Origin of the sequence: Shinella zoogloeoides (genome assembly GCF_033705735.1) — a bacterium.
In the GTDB taxonomy this organism is placed as follows: Bacteria; Pseudomonadota; Alphaproteobacteria; order Rhizobiales; family Rhizobiaceae; genus Shinella; species Shinella zoogloeoides_A.
Window position 1 is genome coordinate 790,563 of the sequence record NZ_CP131131.1, and the last position, 22,151, is coordinate 812,713.

General features: G+C 64.6%; 19 protein-coding genes. 8 read left to right on the forward strand and 11 right to left on the reverse strand.

The features are described from left to right. Window positions 1–83: 83 nt before the first annotated feature. The 8 genes from ShzoTeo12_RS21455 to ShzoTeo12_RS21490 all read left to right on the forward strand — a co-directional run bounded on the left by ShzoTeo12_RS21455 (window position 84) and on the right by ShzoTeo12_RS21490 (window position 10,261). Window positions 84–695 carry an SDR family oxidoreductase gene (locus ShzoTeo12_RS21455; protein WP_318914156.1) on the forward strand — a complete coding sequence of 204 codons (612 nt, stop codon included), beginning with the start codon at window positions 84–86 and terminating at the stop codon, window positions 693–695. Further along, the gene (locus tag ShzoTeo12_RS21460) at window positions 685–2,361 is read left to right on the forward strand and encodes a thiamine pyrophosphate-dependent enzyme (RefSeq protein ID WP_318914157.1); all 1,677 of its coding nucleotides are present in this window, start codon (window positions 685–687) and stop codon (window positions 2,359–2,361) included. The genes ShzoTeo12_RS21455 and ShzoTeo12_RS21460 overlap by 11 nt, the downstream gene beginning before the upstream one ends. Beyond that, window positions 2,358–4,436: a hydantoinase/oxoprolinase family protein gene (locus tag ShzoTeo12_RS21465; protein ID WP_318914158.1), complete on the forward strand. Its 2,079-nt coding sequence runs from the start codon at window positions 2,358–2,360 to the stop codon at window positions 4,434–4,436. The genes ShzoTeo12_RS21460 and ShzoTeo12_RS21465 overlap by 4 nt, the downstream gene beginning before the upstream one ends. A 2-nt stretch (window positions 4,437–4,438) precedes the next feature. Beyond that, window positions 4,439–6,058, forward strand: coding sequence for a hydantoinase B/oxoprolinase family protein (locus tag ShzoTeo12_RS21470; protein ID WP_318914160.1), 1,620 nt, complete (start codon window positions 4,439–4,441; stop codon window positions 6,056–6,058). Continuing rightward, window positions 6,055–7,260 carry a pyridoxal phosphate-dependent aminotransferase gene (locus tag ShzoTeo12_RS21475; protein WP_318914162.1) on the forward strand — a complete coding sequence of 402 codons (1,206 nt, stop codon included), beginning with the start codon at window positions 6,055–6,057 and terminating at the stop codon, window positions 7,258–7,260. The genes ShzoTeo12_RS21470 and ShzoTeo12_RS21475 overlap by 4 nt, the downstream gene beginning before the upstream one ends. A gap of 12 nt (window positions 7,261–7,272) precedes the next feature. Then, window positions 7,273–8,091, forward strand: coding sequence for an NAD(P)-dependent oxidoreductase (locus ShzoTeo12_RS21480; RefSeq protein ID WP_318914164.1), 819 nt, complete (start codon window positions 7,273–7,275; stop codon window positions 8,089–8,091). Further along, on the forward strand, window positions 8,088–9,293 hold the full coding sequence (locus ShzoTeo12_RS21485; RefSeq protein WP_318914165.1) for an FAD-binding oxidoreductase: 1,206 nt from the start codon (window positions 8,088–8,090) through the stop codon (window positions 9,291–9,293). Before ShzoTeo12_RS21480 ends, ShzoTeo12_RS21485 begins: the two co-directional genes overlap by 4 nt. A 65-nt stretch (window positions 9,294–9,358) precedes the next feature. Further along, complete coding sequence (locus ShzoTeo12_RS21490; protein ID WP_318914166.1) at window positions 9,359–10,261, forward strand: LysR substrate-binding domain-containing protein; 903 nt, start codon at window positions 9,359–9,361, stop codon at window positions 10,259–10,261. Between the two features lie 43 nt (window positions 10,262–10,304). Here the strand turns inward: ShzoTeo12_RS21490 and ShzoTeo12_RS21495 are convergent, their stop codons facing one another. From ShzoTeo12_RS21495 to ShzoTeo12_RS21545, 11 genes are all read right to left on the reverse strand, one after another. Beyond that, complete coding sequence (locus ShzoTeo12_RS21495; RefSeq protein ID WP_318914168.1) at window positions 10,305–11,234, reverse strand: electron transfer flavoprotein subunit alpha/FixB family protein; 930 nt, start codon at window positions 11,232–11,234, stop codon at window positions 10,305–10,307. 23 nt (window positions 11,235–11,257) lie between these two features. Beyond that, window positions 11,258–12,007: an electron transfer flavoprotein subunit beta/FixA family protein gene (locus tag ShzoTeo12_RS21500; protein WP_318914170.1), complete on the reverse strand. Its 750-nt coding sequence runs from the start codon at window positions 12,005–12,007 to the stop codon at window positions 11,258–11,260. 11 nt (window positions 12,008–12,018) lie between these two features. After that, window positions 12,019–13,449 carry an aldehyde dehydrogenase family protein gene (locus ShzoTeo12_RS21505; protein ID WP_318914171.1) on the reverse strand — a complete coding sequence of 477 codons (1,431 nt, stop codon included), beginning with the start codon at window positions 13,447–13,449 and terminating at the stop codon, window positions 12,019–12,021. Between the two features lie 12 nt (window positions 13,450–13,461). Further along, entirely contained in the window at window positions 13,462–14,181 is a 720-nt protein-coding gene (locus tag ShzoTeo12_RS21510; RefSeq protein WP_318914172.1) for an ABC transporter ATP-binding protein, read from the reverse strand. Then, window positions 14,178–14,996, reverse strand: a complete 819-nt coding sequence (locus tag ShzoTeo12_RS21515; protein WP_318914174.1) for an ABC transporter ATP-binding protein — start codon at window positions 14,994–14,996, stop codon at window positions 14,178–14,180. Before ShzoTeo12_RS21515 ends, ShzoTeo12_RS21510 begins: the two co-directional genes overlap by 4 nt. Then, window positions 14,993–16,294: a high-affinity branched-chain amino acid ABC transporter permease LivM gene (livM, locus tag ShzoTeo12_RS21520; protein WP_318914175.1), complete on the reverse strand. Its 1,302-nt coding sequence runs from the start codon at window positions 16,292–16,294 to the stop codon at window positions 14,993–14,995. The genes ShzoTeo12_RS21515 and livM overlap by 4 nt, the downstream gene beginning before the upstream one ends. A 10-nt stretch (window positions 16,295–16,304) precedes the next feature. Continuing rightward, window positions 16,305–17,222 carry an ABC transporter permease subunit gene (locus ShzoTeo12_RS21525; protein WP_318914177.1) on the reverse strand — a complete coding sequence of 306 codons (918 nt, stop codon included), beginning with the start codon at window positions 17,220–17,222 and terminating at the stop codon, window positions 16,305–16,307. Between the two features lie 67 nt (window positions 17,223–17,289). After that, window positions 17,290–18,402: a branched-chain amino acid ABC transporter substrate-binding protein gene (locus ShzoTeo12_RS21530; RefSeq protein ID WP_119255919.1), complete on the reverse strand. Its 1,113-nt coding sequence runs from the start codon at window positions 18,400–18,402 to the stop codon at window positions 17,290–17,292. A 212-nt stretch (window positions 18,403–18,614) separates the two neighbouring features. Next, window positions 18,615–19,376, reverse strand: a complete 762-nt coding sequence (gene surE / locus ShzoTeo12_RS21535) for a 5'/3'-nucleotidase SurE (RefSeq protein WP_318914179.1) — start codon at window positions 19,374–19,376, stop codon at window positions 18,615–18,617. A 44-nt stretch (window positions 19,377–19,420) separates the two neighbouring features. Beyond that, a complete protein-coding gene (locus tag ShzoTeo12_RS21540) occupies window positions 19,421–21,097 on the reverse strand; it encodes an ABC transporter permease subunit (protein WP_318914181.1) in 1,677 nt (558 codons plus the stop codon). Continuing rightward, the gene (locus tag ShzoTeo12_RS21545; protein WP_318914182.1) at window positions 21,094–22,101 is read right to left on the reverse strand and encodes an ABC transporter ATP-binding protein; all 1,008 of its coding nucleotides are present in this window, start codon (window positions 22,099–22,101) and stop codon (window positions 21,094–21,096) included. Before ShzoTeo12_RS21545 ends, ShzoTeo12_RS21540 begins: the two co-directional genes overlap by 4 nt. Window positions 22,102–22,151 lie beyond the last annotated feature (50 nt).

Below are 22,151 nucleotides of genomic sequence, written 5' to 3' on the forward strand. Positions count from 1 at the left end.
AACTTGTCTAAGGGTGCCAATTTCTTCGTTTAAGCCGATGGCCTGTGCAGGCATCTTCTGGCTTGCCTCATGGGAATCGTGTGATGACGAAAGCACTTGTCACGGGGGCGACGCGTGCTCCCGGACGCGCGATCGCCACTTCGCTTGCAAAAGTAGGCTGGGAAGTGCACGCGCTCGGTCGTGACCGCGTCGCGCTTGACGAAATGCGCGGCGAACACGGGATCGTGCCGCTGGCCATGGATCTGACGGATCGCGAATATGTCCGCTCCGTTGCGGAAGGCCTCGAAACCGATGTCCTCGTCCATGCCGCGCTCCGCTGGCCCGAAGAGAACCGTTTTCTCGGTCTGGCGGAGGCGGACATCGACATGGCTCTTGAAGTCAATCTGTCCGCCATGCTGCATGTCACGCGCGCCGTCCTGCCCTCGATGATCGAGCGCGGCCGCGGTGCGTTCGTGATGCTCTCCCTGGATGGCAGCAACGCGAATGGTGCGATCGAACGGACCGTCGCGGGGGCTATCGACGGGTTCTCGCGCGCGCTTGCCGATGAGACCCGGGGCAGCGGTGTATCCGTTCATTGCCTTTCCTTGGGAGAGCCGCCGTTCCAGCATTTGGGGCCGCAGGTCCTTTCGCTGCTGTCAACAGGCGGCTTTCAATCTCAATTCATCGAACGACAGGAATACGGACATGGAACGTAATGGAGGGCAGCTGCTCGTCGAGTGCCTCCTGGCGCTGGGCGCGACGAAGAGCTTCGGGGTGCCGGGGGAAAGCTATCTCGCGGTGCTCGATGCGCTGCACGACACGGGCGGACGCCTCGACTACGTTCTGTGCCGCAATGAGGGCGGGGCGGCATTCATGGCGGCGGCCTACGGCAAGCTGACCGGCCATCCGGGTATCTGCTTCGTGACCCGTGGTCCGGGCGCCACCAATGCCTCGATCGGCGTGCATACGGCGATGCAGGATTCCGCACCCATGATCCTTTTCGTGGGCCAGGTCGGGACCGACATGAAGGGCCGGGAAGCCTTCCAGGAAGTGGACTACAAGGCCGTCTTCGGCACCATGGCGAAATGGGCGGTCGAGATCGACCAGGTCGAGCGCATTCCGGAAATCCTTTCTCGTGCCTGGACGCTTGCCGTCTCGGGTCGTCCCGGCCCGATCGTCATCGCCCTGCCAGAGGATATGCTGACTTCGCTCACCGCGGCCGCGCCGCTGTCCGGTCCCGTGGAGATCGCCGAACCCGCGCCGTCGGCCGTGGGCATGCAACGCGTGCGGGAGATGCTGGAAGGCGCTAAGCGCCCCGTCATTCTCTATGGCGGCTGCAACTGGGCCGAGGGCTCCATGGCCGTCGTCCAGCGGTTCGCCGAGGCATCCGACATGCCGGTCGTTTCCGTCTTCCGCTATCAGGATCAGTACGACAACACCTCGCCGACCTTCTGCGGCGAAGCCGGGGTCGGGATGGTCGCTTCCGTCAAGGAACTGCTGCGCGAGGCCGATGTCATCCTCGCCATCAACAACCGTTTCGGGGAGAATTCCACGGACGGCTACACGCTGTTCGACGTTCCGCAGCCCCGCCAGCAGATCATCCACGTCCACGGCTCGGACCTTGAAATCGGCAAGGTCTATCGGCCGGCGCTCGGCATTCACGCCGGCCCGAACGCCTTCGCGCGTGCGCTCGATGCTCTGGAGCCCGTCAAAGGCGGATGGGCGGAATGGCGGGCCAAGGGGCGTGCCGCCTATGAGAAGGGCTTCGACCTCCCCGACCTGCCGTCGCCCGTCGACATGGGCAAGGTCACGGCGCTGCTGAACGACGTCCTGCCGGAGGACGTGATCCTGACCAACGGCGCGGGCAACTTCACGGTCTGGCCCAACAAGTTCTTCAGGTTCGGGCCGAAGGCGCGGCTTCTCGCTCCGCAATCGGGCGCGATGGGCTATGGCGTGCCGGCGGCCGTGGCCGCAAAGGTCGCCCATCCCGAGCGCACGGTCGTCTGTTTTGCCGGCGACGGTGATTTCCAGATGAACTGCCAGGAGCTGGCGACCGCCCTTCAGCATGGGGCGCAGCCGATCATCCTGCTGCTCAACAACGGCATCTACGGCACGATCCGCGCCCATCAGGAGCGGCATTATCCCGAGCGCGTTTCCGGCACCACGATGGTCAATCCCGATTTCGTCGCGCTGGCGAAAGCCTATGGCTTCCATGCCGAGCGGGTGGAATCGACGGCGGACTTCGCCGCCGCTTTCGAGCGCGCTCGCGCATCGAAGACCGGCGCTCTCCTCGACCTCGCTATTTCACCTGAGGCGTTGACCCCTCGCCAGACGCTGAGCCAAATGCGCAAGGCAGCACTTTCTGCAAAGGAAACCGCATGACACAGCGTCACGACATTCGCCTCGGTGCCGATATCGGCGGGACCTTTACCGACATCGCGCTCGATGTGCGGGGCAAGCTCTTCTCCACGAAGGTGCTGACCAATTACGCGGCCCCCGAGCAGGCGATCCTCGACGGCATCGAGGTCGTGGTGCGGGATGCGGGGATCGCGCCGAAGGATATCGACATCGTCATCCACGGCACGACGCTCGCCACGAACGCGCTTATCGAACGCCGTGGCGCCAAAACCGCGCTCGTCACGACGGAAGGCTTCCGCGACGTCATCGAGATGCGCACGGAAAACCGTTTCGAGCAATACGATCTCAGCCTCGTCCTGCCGAAGCCGCTGATCCCGCGCGAGGATCGCTTCCCGGTCAAAGGGCGCATCGATGCGCAGGGCAGGGAGCTTCAGCCGCTCGACGAGGCGGCGCTTGAGGCTCTGGCGAATGCCATCGCGGAACGCGGCTTCGGGGCCGTCGCCATCGGCTTCATCCATTCCTACATGAACCCGCGGCACGAGGAGCGCGCCCGCGAAATCCTGTCGAGAAAACTCTCGATCCCGATCTCGATCTCGTCGGAAGTCTCGCCGCAGATGCGCGAGTTCGAGCGCTTCAACACGGTCTGCGCCAATGCTTATGTGCGCCCGCAGATGGCAGACTATCTCTCGCGCCTGCAGGTGAGGCTGAAGGAGATGGGCGCGGAATGCCCGGTCTTCATGATCCATTCCGGCGGCGGCCTCATCTCGGTGGAAACGGCCTCGGAGTTTCCGGTGCGCCTCGTCGAATCCGGCCCGGCAGGCGGGGCGATCTTCGCCGCCGATATCGCCCGCCGCTTCAGCCTCGACCGCGTCGTCTCCTACGACATGGGCGGCACGACGGCGAAGATCTGCCTCATCGAGGACTATCAGCCGCATACCGCGCGCACTTTCGAGGTCGCGCGCACCTATCGCTTCTGCAAGGGGTCGGGCATGCCGATCTCCATTCCGGTGATCGAGATGATCGAGATCGGCGCCGGCGGCGGTTCCATCGCCTGGGTCGATGCCATGGGCCGCATCCAGGCCGGCCCTGAATCCGCAGCTTCGGAACCGGGCCCGGCCTGCTACCAGCGCGGCGGCGAACGCCCGGCGATCACCGATGCGGACCTCGTGCTCGGCAAGCTCGACCCCGACAATTTCGCCGGCGGCAAGATCAGGCTTTCGGTCGACAATGCCAGCGCGGCAATCGCGCGCGATGTCGGCGACAGGCTGAAGCTGGCGACCGAAGCTGCCGCCTTCGGCATCGTCGAGGTGGTGGACGAGAACATGGCCAATGCGGCGCGTGTCCATGCCGTCGAGAACGGCAAGAACATCTCGGAAAACATCATGATCGCCTTCGGCGGCGCAGCTCCCCTGCATGCCGCCCGGCTCTGCGAGAAGCTCGGCGTCGACCAGTGCCTCATCCCGCAGGGGGCGGGCGTGGGCTCGGCCATCGGCTTCCTCAAGGCGCCGTTCGGCTATGAAGCGCTGGCCTCTAAAATCATGCGCCTGTCGAAATTCGATGCCGGCGCGGTGAACACCATGCTCGACGACCTGAAGGCGACCGCTGAAGGCTTCGTGCGCGCCGGAACGGATGGCGCGATCGTGCGCGAGATCACCGCCTTCATGCGTTATGCCGGCCAAGGCTGGGAGATTCCCGTGGCGCTGCCCGATCGTGCCTTCACGGCGGCGGATACCGCAATGATCGAGGCTGCCTTCAAGGAGCGCTATGCCCAGTTCTTCGGCCGTGCGGTCGAAGGCCCGGAAATCGAATTCGTCACCTGGTCGGTAAAGGCGCAGGACGTTCGCCCCGAAGGTGAGCGCTTTACCCTTGAAACGGACGGTGTCGTCGCATCCGTGCCCGTGACGAGAGCGGTCTTCGATCCCGCGTCGGGCAAGGCGCTGGAGACGGCGATCGTGCCACGCGATACGCTGTCGCCGGGCGCGCGGGTAACCGGCCCCGCCGTCATCGTCGAGCGGGAAACCTCCACCGTCGTCACGTCGCCGTTCGATGCCGTCATTCAGGTCGAAGGCACCATTCTTCTCGTGCGCAAGGGTCACTGATCATGAGCGATATCAATGAAATTCGCATGCAGGTCATGTGGAACCGCCTGATCTCGGTGGTCGAGGAACAGGCGCTGACGCTGCTGCGCACCGCGTTTTCCACTTCCGTCCGCGAGGCGGGCGACCTTTCGGCCGGCGTCTACAATGCCAAGGGCGAGATGCTTGCCCAGGCCGTCACCGGCACGCCCGGCCACGTCAACACTATGGCCGAGGCGGTGCTGCATTTCATCGCCGAAATTCCGCGCGAGGAAATGTATCCGGGCGATACCTATGTGACCAACGACCCCTGGAAGGGCACCGGCCACCTGCACGACATCACCATGGTCTCGCCCTCCTTCAAGGGCGAGGAACTGATCGGCTTCTTCGCCTGCACGGCGCATGTGGTCGATGTCGGCGGGCGCGGCTTCGGGGCGGACGGCAAGTCGGTCTATGAGGAAGGCATCCAGATCCCGATCATGAAATTCGCCGAGCGCGGCGTGGTGAACAAGGATCTCCTGAAGATCCTGCGCCTCAATGTGCGCGAGCCGAACCAGGTGATCGGTGACTTCTATTCGCTCGCCGCCTGCAACGACGTCGGCCACAAGCGGCTGATCGAGATGCTGGTCGAGGTCGGCTACGACAATCTCGACACGCTCGGCGATTTCATCCTGTCGCGCACGCATGCGGCGACGATGGAGCGGATCGCCGGCCTGCCGAAGGGCGCGTGGACGAATGACATGCTGACGGACGGCTATGACGTGCCGATCAGGCTCGCGGCCGAAGTCTCGATCACCGACACGGGCGTCAATGTCGATTTCTCCGGCACGGACGCGATGAGCCGCTGGGGCATCAACGTGCCGCTCATCTACACGAAGGCCTATGCCTGCTACGCGCTGAAATGCGTGGTCGCCCCCGACATCCCGAACAACGCGGCGTCCCTTGCCGCCTTCAACGTGTCGTCGCCGACCAATATCCTGAATGCCGAGCGGCCGGCCCCGGTTTCGGTGCGCCACGTCATCGGCCATATGGTGCCGGATCTGGTTCTCGGCGCGCTCGCCAAGGCGCTGCCCGGCCAGATTCTCGCCGAAGGCGCGGCCGCCCTGTGGAACATCCATATTTCGGCCCGGCCGGTTGCAGGCTCCGCCGGCCGCCGTGCCGAGGTGCTGATGTTCAACTCGGGCGGCATGGGCGCGCGCCCGGGCATCGACGGCCTGTCTTCGACCGCCTTCCCCTCGGGTGTCCATACGATGCCGATCGAGGCGACCGAGCATACCGGCCCCATCGTCGTCTGGCGCAAGGAGTTGCGCCCCGATTCCGGCGGTGCCGGCAAATATCGCGGCGGCCTCGGCCAGATCATCGAGATCGCGCCGGCGGAAGGTCATGAGTTCGACTTTTCGGCGATGTTCGACCGCATCGCGACCCCGCCGCGCGGGCGCGACGGCGGCGAAGACGGTGCACCCGGTTCGGCCAGGCTCGATGACGGCACGAAGCTGCGGCCGAAGGGCTGGCAGCATGTGCCGGCAGGCCGCAAGCTGGTGCTGGAACTGCCCGGCGGCGGCGGCTTTGGAAACCCCGCCGAGCGCTCGGCCGAGGCAACGGCCGAAGACCTTTCCAAGGGCTATATGACGGAGAAGAAGCAATGAGCCATATCGCCAGCCGGCTTTCCGCCGTCAAACCCTCCGCCTCCATGGCCGTTTCGCAGGCCGCCAAGGATCTGGCGGCCACCGGTGTCGACGTGATCGACCTTGGCCTCGGTGAGCCGGATTTTCCGGCCCCCGCCCACATTACCGAGGCCGCCTTCGCGGCGGCGCGCAAGGAGCGCATGCTCTACACCGCCTCGCTCGGCACGGTGGAGCTTCGCAAGGCGATCGTCGCCAAGTTCAAACGCGAGAACGGCCTCGACTATGCCATCGACGAGATCGCGGTCGCCAACGGCGCCAAGCAGATCATCTTCAATGCGCTGATGGCGACGGTGGAGGAGGGCGACGAGGCGATCCTGCCCGCGCCATACTTCGTCTCCTATCCGGAAATGGTGAAGCTTTTCGGCGGCGTGCCGGTCACGCCGGCCTGCCCGGCGGAAAACGGCTTTCGCCTGACGCCGGAAGTGCTGGAGGCGGCGCTCACGGACAAGACCCGCTGGCTGTTCCTCAACATGCCGGGCAATCCCTCCGGTGCGGTCTATACCGAGGCGCAATTGAAGGCGCTCGGCGCGGTGCTGGCGAAGTACCCCAAGGTCATGATCCTCTCGGACGAGATCTACGAGCACATCCTCTTCGACGGGCGCAGCTTCGTCTCCTTCGGTGCGGCCTGCCCGGAATTGCGCGACCGTTCGCTGATCGTCAACGGCATGTCCAAGGCCTATGCCATGACCGGCTGGCGCGTCGGCTATGCCGCAGGTCCGAGGGACCTGATCAAGGCGATGGCGACGATCCAGAGCCAGTCCTGCACCTCCGTCTCGGCTCCGGCGCAGATCGCGGCGAGGGCAGCGCTGGAGGGGCCGCAGGACTGTGTCGCCGAGTTTCGCACCGCCTTCGAACGCCGCCGGAACCTCGTTGTCGAGGGCATCGCGAAGATCAACGCACTGAGCCTCGACCCGCCGGAGGGCGCCTTCTACGCCTATATCGGCTGCGCCGCGCTGATCGGCGCGAAGACGCCGGCCGGAAAGACGCTGGAAGACGATGTCGCCGTCGCGAAATATCTTCTCGACGAGGGCCATGTGGCGGCCGTTCCGGGCACCGCCTATGGCCTGTCGCCGTTCTTTCGCATCTCCACCGCGACCTCCGACGAGGTTCTGGCCGAGGCGGTGAAGCGTATCGGCGAAGCCGTTTCCAAACTCGAATTCTGATTGGAAGGAAGAATGTCCAAACCCTACAAGACCATCCTGATCACGGGGGCGGCCGGCCGTCTCGGCACGGAACTGCGCCGCGGCCTCGCGCCGCTGGCCGACCGGCTGCGGCTCGCGGATGTCGCGGAAATCAAGGATATTCAGCCGAACGAAGAGGCGATGGTTTTCGACCTCGCCGACGAGGCCGCCGTGATAAAGGCGGTCGAGGGCGTCGACGCCATCGTGCATTTCGGCGGCGTGCCGCTGGAACGCCCTTGGGAAGATATCCTCGACGCCAATATCCGTGGCAGCTACCACATTTACGAGGCTGCCCGGAAGCACGGCGTCAAGCGCGTCGTCTACGCTTCTTCGGTCCATGCGATCGGCTATCACACGCTTGAAGGCCATATCGATACGGATGCGCCGGTGCGGCCCGATAGCCTCTACGGTGTTTCCAAATGCTTCGTCGAGGCGCTCAGCCGCTTCTACTGGGACAAGTTCGGGCTGGAGAGCGTGTGCCTGCGCATCTTCTCCTCTTTCCCGGAGCCGGCGGATCGCCGCATGCTCTGGTCCTGGCTGTCCTTCGAGGATTGCATCCGCCTCGTCACCGCCAGTCTGACGGCGCCGCGCGTCGGCCACACGATCAGCTTCGGCCTCTCCGACAATGCCGTAAAGCCGGTCGACAATTCCAAGGCCGGCCATCTCGGTTACGTGCCGCAGGACAATACCGAGCGCTTCCGCGCCAGTGTCGAGGCGGAAAAGCCGCCGGTCGATCCCAAGGCGCCGTCCACCCTTTATCTCGGTGGTTGGTTCGTCGATATCGGCCACCCCAATGATGAGGCATCGAAATGAAAGACCAGTATGACGTCGTCATCGTCGGCGGCGCGGTGATCGGCTCCGCCGTCGCCTATTATCTCGCGGCCAATCCCGATTTCGACGGGTCGGTGCTCGTCATCGAGCGCGATCCGACCTATCTGCAGGCGGCGACCTCGCTGTCGTCCTCCTCGATCCGCACGCAGTTTTCCAATCCGATCAACGTGAAGATCAGCCAGTACGGCTCGCAGGTCATCCGCAATTTCGGCGAGATGATGCGGGTCGAGGGCGACAGGCCGGATCTCGGCTTCCATTCGGGCGGCTATCTCTTCCTGGCCAATACCCCGGAGCAGGCGCAGGTTCTCAGGGAGAACCACGAGGCGCAGGTTTCCTGTGGCGCGGATGTCGTGCTCTGGAATCGCGACGAGCTCGCGAACGCCTTCCCGCATCTCAATGTCGCGGATATCGAACTGGCCTCCTATGGCCGTTCCGGCGAGGGCTGGTTCAACAATACCGGCCTGATGTACGGCTTCAAGAACAAGGCCCGCTCGCTCGGCGTCGATTATGTCACGGACGAAGCCGTGGCCATCGGCCGTGACGGCGACCGGGTGACGTCGGTGACGCTGAAATCGGGCGCGGTCGTCAAGGCCGGTACGGTCGTCAACGCCTCCGGTCCCCGCGCGGCGCTCACCGCCCGCATGGCCGGCCTCGATATTCCGGTCGAGCCACGCAAGCGCACCCTGTTCGTGTTCGATTGCGCCAGCACGCCCGAGGGGACCGCGCGCGTCAATGAGGGGCGGCTGCCGCTGATGATCGATCCCTCCGGCGTCTTCTGCCGGCCGGAAGGCCGTTTCTTCCTGACGGGCTGCGCGCCCGTCGAGGACCCGGCGGCCGACTGGGACGACTTCGAGCCGCGCTACGAAGAGTTCGAGGAAATCATCTGGCCGGCGCTCGCCGAACGCTCGCCCGCCTTCGAGGCGATCAAGGTGGTGAACCAGTGGGCGGGTCATTACGACTTCAACACGCTGGACCACAATCTGGTCGTCGGCCGCCATCCCACGGTGCGCAATTTCGTCTTCGCCAACGGGTTTTCCGGCCACGGCCTGCAGCAGGGACCGGCAACGGGGCGGGGCGTTTCCGAGCTGATCGTCTATGGCGAGTATCGCACACTGGACCTGACGGAAGTCGGCTATGAGCGGATCGTGGAGAACCGCCCCTTCCTCGAAAAAGCTGTGATATAACGACCGCCGGCTCCGCCCGCGCGGCGGGGCCGGTCGTCATGGAAAATCGCCTGCCGGAGGGTGACTTGGCTGGACAACATACGCGGCTTCCCCCTCTCAATGCATTGCGCGCCTTCTGGGCCGTCATGCGCCAGGGGACGTTCCGCAGCGCGGCGGACGAGCTTCTCGTCACGCCGCAGGCCATCAGCCAGCAGATCAAGCTGCTTGAGGATACCCTGCACGTTCCGTTGTTCGAGCGGAAGGCGCGGGTCATCGAGCCGACCGAGCATGCGATCATCCTCTCGCATTTCATTCAGGCGGGATTCGACGAATTTACCGAAGGCATCCGCCGGGTCACCAATTCGACTTACCGCAACCGCATCAACATCAATGTCAGCCCGTATTTCGCCACCCGTTACCTGATGGAGCGGCTCGAGCGCTTTCGCCAGCTCATGCCCGGCGCCGATATCCGCCTGACGACGATGGTGAATGTCCGCGACTTCGCGGCGGACGAGGTGGACGTCTCCATCCAGTGGGGCTTCGGCAACTGGAAGGAATATGATGTCCGGTTGCTGATGCACGATCCGAAGATCATCTGCTGCTCGCCGGAACTGGCGAGGCAGATCTCTTCGCCTGCCGACCTCGGCCGCATGACGCTGCTCCATCCTGTCATGGCGCGGGACCTCTGGCGCAAGGTGCTGGCGCATCTCGGCCTGCCGTCGATGGAGATGGCCGGCGAGATCGAGTTCCAGGACGCCGCGACGATGCGCAGGGGCAGCATTTCCGGCATCGGCGTCGGCCTCGTTTCAAAGCTCGATGCGCTCGCCGATATCGAGGCGGGCACGCTGGTCGCGCCGCTCGGCATCGATATCCTCGAGACGATGGACAAGAAGGACGTCCCCGGCTTCTACCTCGTCGTTCCGAAAGCCCATAAGCGGGTGAAGATCATCTCTGTCTTCTGCGAATGGATTTCTGCCGAACAATGGTGAAGCGTCACGAAGGGGCGCTAGAGCGCCCCTTCGTGCAACCGGCTCAGAGGGCCTTCTCAAGCTCCGGGAGGGTTTCGAAGAGGTCACCGACGAGGCCGTAGTCTGCGACCTGGAAGATCGGCGCCTCCTCGTCCTTGTTGATCGCGACGATGACCTTGCTGTCCTTCATCCCGGCAAGGTGCTGGATCGCACCGGAGATGCCGCAGGCGATGTAGAGCTGCGGCGCGACCACCTTGCCCGTCTGACCGACCTGCCAGTCGTTCGGCGCATAGCCCGCATCGACGGCCGCGCGGGACGCACCGACGGCGGCACCCAGCTTGTCGGCGACAGGAAGGATCACTTCCTGGAACTTCTCCGACGAGCCGAGCGCACGGCCACCCGAGATGATGATCTTCGCCGATGTCAGCTCCGGACGGTCGGACGAGGACAGCGCATCCTTGACGTGGGTCGAAAGGCCCGGGTTCGCGGCGGCAGAGATGGTCTCGATGGATGCGCTTCCGCCTTCGCCGGCTGCGGCGAAGGACGCCGTGCGTACGGTGATCACCTTCTTCGCATCGGTGGACTGAACCGTCTGGATGGCATTGCCCGCATAGATCGGACGCTTGAACGTGTCGGCCGACACGACCTCGACGATCTCCGAGACCTGCGCGACATCGAGCAGGGCGGCAACGCGCGGCAGCACGTTCTTGCCGACCGAGGTGGCAGCCGAGACAATGGCATCGTAATTGCCGGCGAGCGACACGATGAGCGCGGCCAGCGGTTCTGCGAGATTGTTGCCGAGGCTGGCGTCGTCGGCGAGCAGGACCTTGGAGACGCCCGAGAGCTTTGCGGCTGCATCGGCCGCAGCCTTAGCGCCCGAGCCGGCGACGAGCACATGCACGTCGGAGCCGATCTTGCTCGCTGCCGTCAGCGCCTTGGCGGTCTGGTCGGAAAGGGTGGCGTTGTCGTGGTCTGCCAGAAGAAGAATGGCCATGGTTTAGTTCTCCCTTTCCTGCTTTAGAGCACGCCGGCTTCGGTCTTGAGCTTTTCGACCAGCTCGGCAACCGACTTGACCTTGACGCCCGCCTTGCGGCCCGACGGCTCCTCGGTCTTCAGCACCTTCAGGCGCGGGCTCGTATCGACGCCGAAGTCGGCCGGGGCCTTCTTGTCGAGCGGCTTCTTCTTCGCCTTCATGATGTTCGGCAGCGAGGCATAACGCGGCTCGTTGAGGCGAAGGTCGGTGGTGACCACTGCCGGAAGCTTGACCTCGATGGTCTGCAGACCGCCGTCGACTTCGCGGGTGACCTGCGCAGAGCCATTGCCGATCTCGACCTTGGAGGCGAACGTCGCCTGAGCCCAGCCGAGCAGCGCCGAGAGCATCTGGCCGGTCTGGTTGCTGTCGTCGTCGATCGCCTGCTTGCCGACGATGATCAGGCCGGGCTGTTCGGCCTCGGCCACGCCCTTGAGGATCTTGGCGACGGCAAGCGGTTCGACGGCATCATCCGTCTCGACCAGCACGGCGCGGTCGGCGCCCATGGCGAGCGCGGTGCGCAGCGTCTCCTCGGCCTTCGCAGGGCCGATCGACACGACCACCACTTCCTCAGCCTTGCCCGCTTCCTTCAGGCGCAGGGCCTCCTCGACCGAGATCTCGTCGAACGGGTTCATCGACATCTTCACATTGGCAAGCTCGACACCCGAGCCATCCGCCTTCACACGAATCTTTACGTTGTAGTCAACAACACGCTTGACGGGCACGAGAAGTTTCATGGGCTGGATCCTCAGGCGAGTGTATAGGCGGTCTTGACGGTGGTGTAGAACTCGGCGGCATAGCGGCCCTGTTCACGCGGGCCGTAGGACGAGCCCTTGCGGCCGCCGAAGGGCACGTGGAAATCGACGCCGGCCGTCGGCAGGTTGACCATGACCATGCCGGCTTCCGAGTTGCGCTTGAAATGGGTCGCATGCTTGAGGCTCGTCGTGGCGATGCCGGACGAAAGCCCGAAGCTGGTATCGTTGGCGACGGCCAGCGCCTCGTCGTAATCCTTCACGCGGATGACGGCAGCGACCGGGCCGAAGATTTCCTCGCGCGCGATGCGCATGTCGTTGGTTGCCTCAGTGAAGAGGGCGGGCGAAAGATAGAAGCCGGGCGTTTCCCGCTCCAGCCTTTCGCCGCCGAATGCCAGCCTTGCGCCTTCCGAGCGGCCGATGTCGATATAATCGGCATCCTGCTTCAACTGGCTTTCGTCGACGACGGGGCCGATATGGGTGCCGGCCTTGAGGGCGTCATCGATGACGAGGCCCCTCAGGCGGTCCGTCAATGCGGCGACGAAACGGTCGTGAATGCCCTCGGTGACGATCAGGCGCGAGGACGCGGTGCAGCGCTGGCCGGTCGAGAAGAAGGACGAATTGGCGGCCGCCTCGACGGCGACGGCAAGATCGGCATCGTCGAGTACGACGAAGGGGTTCTTGCCGCCCATTTCGAGCTGGAATTTGCGATTGTGCTCGACCGAGGCGAGCGCGACCCGCTTGCCCGTGCCGACGGAACCGGTGAAGGTCAGCGCGTTGACGTCGGGACTGTCGAGCAGCGTCTGGCCGACGACGCTGCCGCGGCCCATGACGAGATTGACGACGCCGGCCGGTGTGCTGGCACGGTGCAGGATATCGACGAGCGCCCAGGCGGAGCCCGGCACGAGATCGGCGGGCTTCAGGACGACCGTGTTGCCGTAGGCGAGCGCGGGCGCGATCTTCCAGGCGGGAATGGCGATCGGAAAATTCCAGGGCGTGATGATGCCGACGACGCCGATGGCCTCGCGGGTGATCTCGACGCCGATATTCGGACGCACCGAGGGTAGCACTTCGCCGGAAAGCCGCAGGGTTTCGCCGGCGAAGAAATCGAATATCTGGCCGGCGCGGGTGACTTCGCCGATGGCTTCCGGCAGCGTCTTGCCCTCTTCGCGGGCAAGCAGGCGGCCAAGCTCCTCCTTGCGGGCGAGGATTTCGTCGCCGGCCTTCTTCAGGATTGCATGGCGTTCCAGGATGCCGGAGCGGGACCAGGCAGGCAGCGCGGCCCTGGCGGCGGCGATGGCGGCCTTCGTGTCCTCGGCGCTGGCGCGCGCATAGTCGCCGACGACGTCGTTTGTGTTGGAAGGATTGATGTTCGCCGAAGCGTCGCCGGAGACCCATTCGCCGGCAATCAGGTTCTTGTGCAGCATTTTCTTTTCCGTTCAGTGCAGGCCGAGATAGGCCTTGCGGACATCTTCGTTGTCGAGAAGGGCAGCGCTTTCGCCAGAAAGGTGGATGCGGCCGTTCACCATGACATAGGCGCGCTGCGAGAGCTTCAGCGCGTGGTTGGCGTTCTGCTCCACGAGGAAGATCGTCTTGCCCATGGCGGCGATCTCGCTCAGCACCTCGAAGACGCGCTTGACGACGAGCGGGGCGAGGCCGAGCGAGGGCTCGTCGAAGAGGATCAGTTCCGGACGGGCCATCATGGCGCGGGCGATGGCGAGCATCTGCTGTTCGCCGCCGGACATGGTGCCGGCCGTCTGGTTGCGGCGCTCCTTGAGGCGCGGGAAGAGATCGAACATCGTCGCCCGGTCCTCGTCGAAATGCGCCATGCCGATGGGCGTCGTGCCCATCATCATGTTCTCCTCGACGCTCATCTCCTGATAGATCTGCCGGCCCTCGGGCACGAGTGCGATGCCGCGGCGGGAAATCCGGTTGGTCGGCAGGCGGGAAATGTCCTCGCCCTTGTGCAGGATATGTCCCGAGGACGCGCGCGGCGCACCGAAGATCGAGGAGAGAAGCGTCGTCTTGCCGGCGCCGTTGGCGCCGATCAGGCTGACGATCTCGCCCTTGAAGATGTGGACGTTCACATCCTTCAGCGCCTCGACCGGGCCGTAATGCGCGCGCACGCCGGAAAATTCGAGCAGGGGTGCCTCGCTCATGCTTCTACGTCCTCTTCGCTGACGCCGAGATAGGCGGCGATGACGGCGGGGTCGTTCGCCACATGCTCGGGCGTGCCGTCGGAAATCACCTCGCCGTGGTCGAGCACGACGATGTGCTGGGAAATGCGCATCACGAGGCCCATGTCGTGCTCGATGACGAGCACCGTCTGGCCGTGTTCGCGGCACAGCCGCTGGATGACTTCGGAAAGCTCGCGCGTTTCGGACGGGTTGAGGCCGGCGGCCGGCTCGTCGAGGCAGATGAGCTGCGGGCCCGTGCACATGGCGCGGGCGATCTCGAGGCGGCGCTGGCGGCCGTAGGGCAACTCGCCGGCAAGGCGGTTGGCGTCGTCGGTGAGGTTCATCTCGCCGAGCCAGTGATAGGCCCGGTCGACGGCCTCGCGCTCGGCCCGGCGGAAGGCCGGCGTGCGGAAGATGCCGGAGAGAAGGTTGTTGGCCGTGACCAGATGCTGGGCGACCAGCAGGTTCTCGACGACGGACATTTCCTTGAAGAGGCGGATGTTCTGGAAGGTGCGGGCGATGCCGGCGCGGGTGACGAGATGCGAGCCGCCGGTGATGGGCCGCGTCATCAGCGCGCCGATATCCTCGGCGCCGTCACGGCCGTTCAGCACGATCTCGCCTTCGCTGGCGCGGTAGAAGCCGGTGATGCAGTTGAACATCGTCGTCTTGCCGGCGCCGTTTGGACCGATGAGGGCCGTCACCGCGCCGCGCTCCACGGCGAAGCTGACATTGCGGTTGGCGACGATGCCGCCGAAGCGCATGGTGACGTTGCGAACGTCGAGGAGAGGCGTGTTCATCGGGCAGCCTCCGGCTTTGCCGCAAGCGGAATGTCCCGCTCCGCGGCCGTGCTGGGGAAGAAGGCCGGGCGCTTGATGTGCACGAGACCGCGCGGCTTCCAGATCATCATGACCACCATCAGGACGCCGAAGATCAGCACGCGGTATTCGGCAAAGTCGCGCAGCAGTTCGGGCAGGATCGTCAGCACAAGGGCGGCGGCGATGACGCCGACCGTGGAGCCGAGCCCGCCGAGCACGACGATGGCGAGGATGAGCGCGGATTCGAAGAAGGTGAAGGAAGTCGGGTTTACGAAGCCCTGGTGGACGGCGAAGAACACGCCGGCGAGGCCACCGGTCGAAGCGCCGAGCATGAAGGCCGTGAGCTTGGTGAAGACGTGGTTCACGCCGAGCGAGCGGCAGGCGATCTCGTCCTCGCGCAGTGCTTCCCACATGCGGCCGAGCGGCATGACGCGCAGGCGTTCGACGGCATAGATGACGAGGCAGACGACGAGGAACAGCACGAAGTAGATGAACCAGAACTTGTAGTCTGCGCTGTAGGTGATGCCGAAATAGTCGTGCAGCGGCACGCCGCCCTGCTTGGCCGTGCGGGTGAATTCGAGGCCGAGGAGTGTCGGCGGCGGTACGGGCGCGCCGTTCGGGCCGCCGGTGAAGTCCAGCCAGTTGTTCAGCACGAGACGGATGATCTCGCCGAAGCCGAGGGTGACGATGGCGAGATAGTCGCCATGCATCTTGAGCACGGGAAAGGCGAGCACCATGCCGCAGAACCCGGCGAGGAACGGCGCGATGACGAGCGCGCTCCAGAAGCCGAGGCCGAGATATTGCGCGCCGAGTGCCAGAAGATAGGCCCCGACCGCATAGAAGGCGACGAAGCCGAGATCGAGCAGGCCGGCAAGGCCGACGACGATGTTGAGCCCGAGGCCGAGCAGGCAGTAGATCAACGCGAGGATCGCGATGCCGAGGAAATATTTGTCGGCGAAGAAAGGAAGGGCGAGCCCGGCAAGGAAGATCAGCCCGAGGATGAGGACGGGCGACTTCTCCTTGCCCGTCATGACCGTGACGCCGCTGCCGCTGCTGGCGGCCCTGCCGGCGACCTTCCGGCCCAGGGCCGTCATGCCGACCAGCGACAGCGCGATGCGGCCGGCGGTGACGATGGCGGCCAGCAGCACGGCGCGCGTCAGCTCGTTGCGGAAGGAAAAGCCTTCCAGCACCAAGCCGGAGATCGGGCCGAAGAGGATGAGCGAGACGGTGAAGGTGAGGAGCGCCTGTTTGGCGAGGGTGAGGAAGCGGTTCTGTTCCATGGTCCTGCCCTCACACTTTCTGGATTTCCGGCCGGCCGAGCAGGCCGTAGGGGCGGAAGAACAGGAGAACGATGAGCAGCGCGAAGGCGAAGACATCCTTGTAGTCGGTGCTGACATAGCCGGCGAACAGCGCCTCCGTCAGGCCGAGCAGCACGCCGCCGAGCACGGCGCCGGGCAGCGAGCCGATGCCGCCGAGGACGGCCGCGGTGAAGGCCTTGATGCCCATGACGAAGCCGATGAAGAAGTTGAAGGAGCCGTAGTTGAAGGTGACGAGCGTGCCGCCCACGGCGGCCGTGGCGGCGCCGATGACGAAGACGGTCGAGATGATGCGGTCGGTGTTGACGCCGAGCACGGCGGAGATGCGGATGTTCTGCTGCGTGGCGCGGCATTCGCGGCCGATGCGCGTATAGGTGATCACATAGGTGAGGATGCCCATGGCGATCAGCGCGGCGAGCAGGATCACCGTCTGCATGTAGGTGATCTGCGCGAAATGGGTGTCGTCGCCGAAGCGGAAGGCGCCGCTGATGAGCGTCGGCACGCCCTGATCGCGCGCGCCTTGCGAGATCTGCACGTAGCTCTGCAGCATCAGCGAGATGCCGATGGCGGAAATCAGGGGGGCGAGCTTGGTGGAGCCGCGCAGGGGACGGTAGGCGACGCGCTCGATGGCCCAGCCGTAGACGGCGGTGATGGCGCAGGTGATCACCAGCACCGAGATCAGCGCGAAGGGCACGGACTGGATGCCGAAGAAGGTGAGCACGGCAAGGGTGATCGCGGCGATATAGGCCGAGACCATGTAGACGTCGCCATGGGCGAAGTTGATCATGCGGATGACGCCATAGACCATGGTGTATCCGACGGCGATCAGCCCGTAGATCGTGCCGAGCGTGACGCCGTTGAACAGTTGCTGGATGAGGATATAGACATCCATACGTGAACCCCCTGAATTTCGGGCACGGTGAGGCCGGCCGGATGGTGTTCCGGCCGGCGATGCCGCCTTACTTGACGAGGACCGGATTTCCCTGGTCGTCGAAATCGTAGAAGACGAACTGGAAGTCCTTGATGTCGCCCTTCTCGTCCCAGGTGATCTTGCCGATGGCGGAATCGACCGTGTTGCTGCGCAGCCAGTCCGTCTGGGCCTTGATGTCCGCGCCGGCCTTGAGCGCGCCGACGACGGCCTGCGCATTCGCATAGCCGTAGAGCGTGTAGTTGGCCGGGGCGACGCCCGCTGCCTTCAGCGCATCCTGAACGCCCTTGGTGGACGGGTCGGCGAGCGGATCGGGCGTTGCCGAATAATAGACGTCCTTCAGGTTGGCTGGGCCGCCGGCAGCCGCGATCAGTTCCTTCTGCGCGAAGGAGTCGCCGCTGATGAAGACGACGTCGAGGCCCTGTTCGCGGATCTGGCGGATCAGCGGGCCGCCTTCGGGAATGAGGCCGCCGAAATAGACGGCGTTCGCGCCCGTGCTCTTGATCTTGGTGACGAGCGCGTTGAAGTCGCGTTCGCCGCGCGTCAGCCCCTCGTAGAGAACCGGCTCGATGCCGCGCGCCTGAATGGTCTTCTTGACGGCGTCCACGAGGCCCTGGCCATAGGTGTCCTTGTCATGGATCAGGGCGATCTTGTCGCGCTTCAGCGTGTCGAGGATGAAGCCGCCGGCGACGACCGCCTGCTGGTCGTCACGGCCGCAGCCGCGGAACACGGTTTCGAGGCCGCGCTCGGTCACCGTGGGATTGGTGGAGGCCGGCGCCATTTCGAGGATGCCGGCGTCGTTGTAGATCTCGGAGGCGGGGATCGTGCTCGAGGAGCAGAAGTGGCCGATCACGGCCTGCACCTTGTCCTGGTCGACGAAGCGGTTGGCGACGGCAACGGCCTGCTTCGGCTCGCAGGCGTCGTCGCCCTTGACCAGCTCGATCTGCTTGCCGTCGATGCCGCCGGCGGCGTTCACTTCGTTCACATAGGCGGAGACGCCCGCAAAGACCTGCTCGCCGAACGTGGCGTTCGCGCCGGTATAGGGACCGGCGACGCCGATCTTGACCGTGTCGGCGAAGGCCGGGGCGAGAAACAGGGTGGAGGCGATGGCAGTCGCCGCCAGGATTTTCGAAATCTGGATCATGGGCTTCCCTCTGGTTAAGCCGTTAAACTCTTCAGTGGGATACGGTTCGCTCCGCATCTGTTGTTGTCACAGGGGCGAGCGCAGGCGTTTTCTTCTGCGCTCGTCCTTGCAGTTTTTTGGCCACTGAAAAGAGTATAGGGGCTGCCCACGCGCCGGAGTGCGTAAGAAATTCCGTCGATCGACAAGCTATCCTTGATGCGTCGATGGCGTCTTCATGAGCCGAAGAGCGATACGAGGCTGTGGTTGGTCTCGTAGTCCGTCATGTCGATGCGCAGAGCCGAGACGGAGGGCGCCTTCAGCGCCAGCGCCTCGGCATCGCTGCCGACCTCGTATTCCGCCATGTCATGCACGGAATGGATCCAGTAATAGGGGAACTTCCGGCCATCCAGCCGCTGTTCGACCTGGTAGCCGTGGGCGCGCTTGCCCTGCGAGACGACGCGTACCGCCTGGAGCTCCTCGTCGCGGCAGTTCGGGAAATTGATGTTGTAGAAGACGCCTTCCTTGCGCGGCAGGGAGAGCAGCTTGCGGATGATGGCCGGGGCGTTCTTGCGGCTGATGTCCCAGTTGAAGACGCGCTCGCCATCGACGAAGTCGTAATGCTGCGAGAGCGCGATCGAAGGCACGCCGAACAGCGTGCCTTCGATCGTGCCGCCGATCGTGCCGGAATAGATGATGTCGTCGGCGATGTTGGCGCCGGAATTGACGCCGGAGAGAATGAGATCGGGCGGTTCGGGCAGAAGGTCGCGCACGCCGACGATCACGCAGTCGGCGGGCGTTCCGGTAACGGAATAGCGTTTGTCACCGTATTTGCGCACGCGTAGCGGCTCAAGCTGGGTCAGCGAATGGGCAAGGCCGCTGCGGTCCGTTTCCGGCGCCACGGACCAGATGTCGTCGGACAGCGTGTGGGCGATCTCCTCGAGCACACGGAAGCCGTCGGCGTGGATGCTGTCGTCGTTGGTAAGCAGAATTCTCATGTCATGTCTCGCAAATGAGGTTTTGGATGTTGAAGGGGCGGGCGTCAGCGGGCTTTCGGCCGGCCGACGAGGGCGAGGATGGCGTGCATGACGAGCGTCGCGGCGAGCACCGTCGCCATGATGCAGACGGAGAAGGCCGCCGCCTGCGTGCTCTTGCCGCCTTGGTCGAGCCGCATGACCGTCACCGCCGCGACCGTCATGGACGGCGTGACGAGGAAGATGACGGCCGAGAGCGTGACCATCGCCCGCATGAACAGGAAGAAGAACACCGAGACGAGCGTCGGCGTCATCACCGGCATGACGGCATCGCGCAGTGCATGGAGATTGCTGCCGCCCATGCAGGTGACGGTTTCCTCGAGGCTCTTCGGTACGGCGCGGATGCCCGTCACCATCGTGAGGAAGCCCTGGGAGTGGTAGTGGTAGAAATTGCAGATCGCGATGAGGAAGGCCGAGCCGTAGAGCGCGCCGAGCATCGAGCCCGATACGTTGAAGGACAGGACATAGGACAGGCCCAATACCAGTCCGGGTACGCCGACCGGTACGATCGCCAGGAAGTAGACCACGCGCGCCGCGACCGGCCCCAGCCGGCGCTGGGCGAGCGCCAGCAGGAAGAGCGAAAGTGTCCCGATGGCTGCGGTCTCAAGGGAGATGAGCAGCGTCGACCAGAGAGAATCGTAGCCGCCCGCCATGGAGATGTCGTAGTTCGCCAGCGTGAAGTCGAGCCGATAGGGCCAGAGCTTCACGAAGCTGGCGTAGACGACGGTGGCGACCACCGCAAAGACCACGAGGCCGATCGCATGGACGACGAGGCCGAGCGGCAGGTCGCGCAACGGCACGTAGTCCTGTGCAACAGGCACCGCGCTTTCCGACGAGCCGCCGAACTGGCGTTGATTGGCGACCCGCTGGATGTAGATGGCAAGCAGCGTCGGCAGCAGCAGCATGATGCCGACGACGGCGCCCATGTTGAAGTTCATCTGGCCGACGACCTGGGTGTAGATCTCCATGGCCAGCACCTGGAACGAGCCGCCGATGACGGCGGCATTGCCGAAGTCCGTGACGGAGACCGTGAAGACGACGAAGGCGGCGCTGATCAGGCCGAACTTGGCCGAAGGGAAGGTGATGTCGACGAAGCGCCGCCAGCGTGACGCGCCAAGCAGGAGGGCAGCGTCGTAGGGACGGGCGTCGGACCGGCGCAGCGAGGTCTCGAGGATCATCACCGCCTGCGGCAGGGCATACATGCAGTTGGCGATCAGCAGACCCCAGAAGCCGTAGATCTGAATGTCGAGATGCAGATACTTGTTGATGAGCCCGTTGCGGCCGAAGAGGAAGATCAGGCCGAGCGCCTGCACCAGCGAGGGAGCGAGCAGCGGCAGGATCAGGATGATGCGGATCAGCCGCTTGCCGGGGATCTTCGTACGCTGGAGCATGAAGGCGATGGCGAAGCCGAGCACCACGCAGACGAGCGTGGTGACGCCGCCGATCAGCAGGCTGTTGCCGATCACGCGGGGGATATGGGCGAGCTGGAAGACGCCGGCATAATTGCCGAACCCGAGCGAGCCGTCGCCTTCTGTGAGGCTGCGCCCGACGATCTGCGACAGCGGATAGAGAAAGAAGAGGGCGAGTGCGGCGAGCGGCACCACCAGGCAAGCAAGGAAGAACAGCCGGTCCGGATTGGCGTGCCGTCTGGATCGTGCCCTGGGCAGGAAGGGGAGAGCCGTCATGGTGCCACCCAGTGGCCGCGGCCGTCGTGAAGGGAAAGGGAGACCCGTTCGCCCGGCACGAACCGCTGGCCGAGGCGCAGATCGCTGGTGATCGCCCGGCCCCGCCAGTCGAGCCGCACGTGGCTGACATTCCCGAGGAAGGCCACATCCTCGACGATGGCCTCACCCGCGGGGTCGGCGGTCAGCACAAGCTCCTCGGGGCGCACCACGAGGAGCGAACCGCCGATGACACCGTCCTGTTGCACGGCGGAGAGCCTTTCACCGAACAGCGTGCCGGCTTCCTCGGTATCGAAGAAATTGCTGGTGCCGATGAAGCTCGCCACGAATTTCGTGCGCGGGCGGAAATAGAGATCGTGCGGCGTGCCGACCTGCTCGATGCGGCCGTGGTTCATGCACACCACCTTGTCGGCCATGCTGAGCGCTTCTTCCTGATCGTGCGTGACCATGATCGTCGGAATTTTCAACCGCCGCTGCAGATCGCGGATTTCGCCGCGGATATCGAGACGCACGCGGGCGTCGAGCGCCGATAGCGGCTCGTCCAGCAGCAGAAGCGATGGCGCGACAGCCAGCGCTCGGGCGATCGCGACGCGCTGCTGCTGGCCGCCGGAAAGTTCGTGCGGATAGCGGCCGATCAGGTCGGGGAAGCGGATAAGGTCGAGCAGGGCGCGTACCTGTTTTTCTATCTCGGCCTTCGGTACGCCGCGGATCTTCAGGCCATAGCCGATGTTCTCGCCGACCGTCATGTTGGGGAACAGCGAATAGGACTGGAAGACGATCCCGAAATTGCGGTTGCGCACGTCGATCGTGTTGAGGTCGCGGCCATCGAAGCGGATCTCTCCGTCGGCATAGCTTTCAAGCCCCGCGACGATGCGCAGGAGGGTCGTCTTGCCGCAACCGCTCGGGCCGAGCAGACAGACGAACTCGTCGCTGCCCGCATGCACATTGATGTCGTCGAGCGCAAGAAAGGAACCATATTTCTTGTGCAGGTGGCTGATATCCAGCATGAGGTATCTCCACGGAAGGGAGGCGCCCGCCTGAGCGGGCACCGGGCGAG

Coding starts and splice junctions, on each gene's coding strand:
- ShzoTeo12_RS21475 (WP_318914162.1), top strand. CDS start 6,055: ATGAGCCATATCGCCAGCCGGCTTTCCGCCGTCAAACCCTCCGCCTCC.
- ShzoTeo12_RS21460 (WP_318914157.1), top strand. CDS start 685: ATGGAACGTAATGGAGGGCAGCTGCTCGTCGAGTGCCTCCTGGCGCTG.
- ShzoTeo12_RS21525 (WP_318914177.1), bottom strand. CDS start 17,222: ATGGATGTCTATATCCTCATCCAGCAACTGTTCAACGGCGTCACGCTC.
- ShzoTeo12_RS21530 (WP_119255919.1), bottom strand. CDS start 18,402: ATGATCCAGATTTCGAAAATCCTGGCGGCGACTGCCATCGCCTCCACC.
- livM (WP_318914175.1), bottom strand. CDS start 16,294: ATGGAACAGAACCGCTTCCTCACCCTCGCCAAACAGGCGCTCCTCACC.
- ShzoTeo12_RS21455 (WP_318914156.1), top strand. CDS start 84: ATGACGAAAGCACTTGTCACGGGGGCGACGCGTGCTCCCGGACGCGCG.
- ShzoTeo12_RS21495 (WP_318914168.1), bottom strand. CDS start 11,234: ATGGCCATTCTTCTTCTGGCAGACCACGACAACGCCACCCTTTCCGAC.
- ShzoTeo12_RS21510 (WP_318914172.1), bottom strand. CDS start 14,181: ATGAGCGAGGCACCCCTGCTCGAATTTTCCGGCGTGCGCGCGCATTAC.
- ShzoTeo12_RS21470 (WP_318914160.1), top strand. CDS start 4,439: ATGAGCGATATCAATGAAATTCGCATGCAGGTCATGTGGAACCGCCTG.
- ShzoTeo12_RS21515 (WP_318914174.1), bottom strand. CDS start 14,996: ATGAACACGCCTCTCCTCGACGTTCGCAACGTCACCATGCGCTTCGGC.
- ShzoTeo12_RS21505 (WP_318914171.1), bottom strand. CDS start 13,449: ATGCTGCACAAGAACCTGATTGCCGGCGAATGGGTCTCCGGCGACGCT.
- ShzoTeo12_RS21485 (WP_318914165.1), top strand. CDS start 8,088: ATGAAAGACCAGTATGACGTCGTCATCGTCGGCGGCGCGGTGATCGGC.
- surE (WP_318914179.1), bottom strand. CDS start 19,376: ATGAGAATTCTGCTTACCAACGACGACAGCATCCACGCCGACGGCTTC.
- ShzoTeo12_RS21545 (WP_318914182.1), bottom strand. CDS start 22,101: ATGCTGGATATCAGCCACCTGCACAAGAAATATGGTTCCTTTCTTGCG.
- ShzoTeo12_RS21540 (WP_318914181.1), bottom strand. CDS start 21,097: ATGACGGCTCTCCCCTTCCTGCCCAGGGCACGATCCAGACGGCACGCC.
- ShzoTeo12_RS21465 (WP_318914158.1), top strand. CDS start 2,358: ATGACACAGCGTCACGACATTCGCCTCGGTGCCGATATCGGCGGGACC.
- ShzoTeo12_RS21500 (WP_318914170.1), bottom strand. CDS start 12,007: ATGAAACTTCTCGTGCCCGTCAAGCGTGTTGTTGACTACAACGTAAAG.
- ShzoTeo12_RS21480 (WP_318914164.1), top strand. CDS start 7,273: ATGTCCAAACCCTACAAGACCATCCTGATCACGGGGGCGGCCGGCCGT.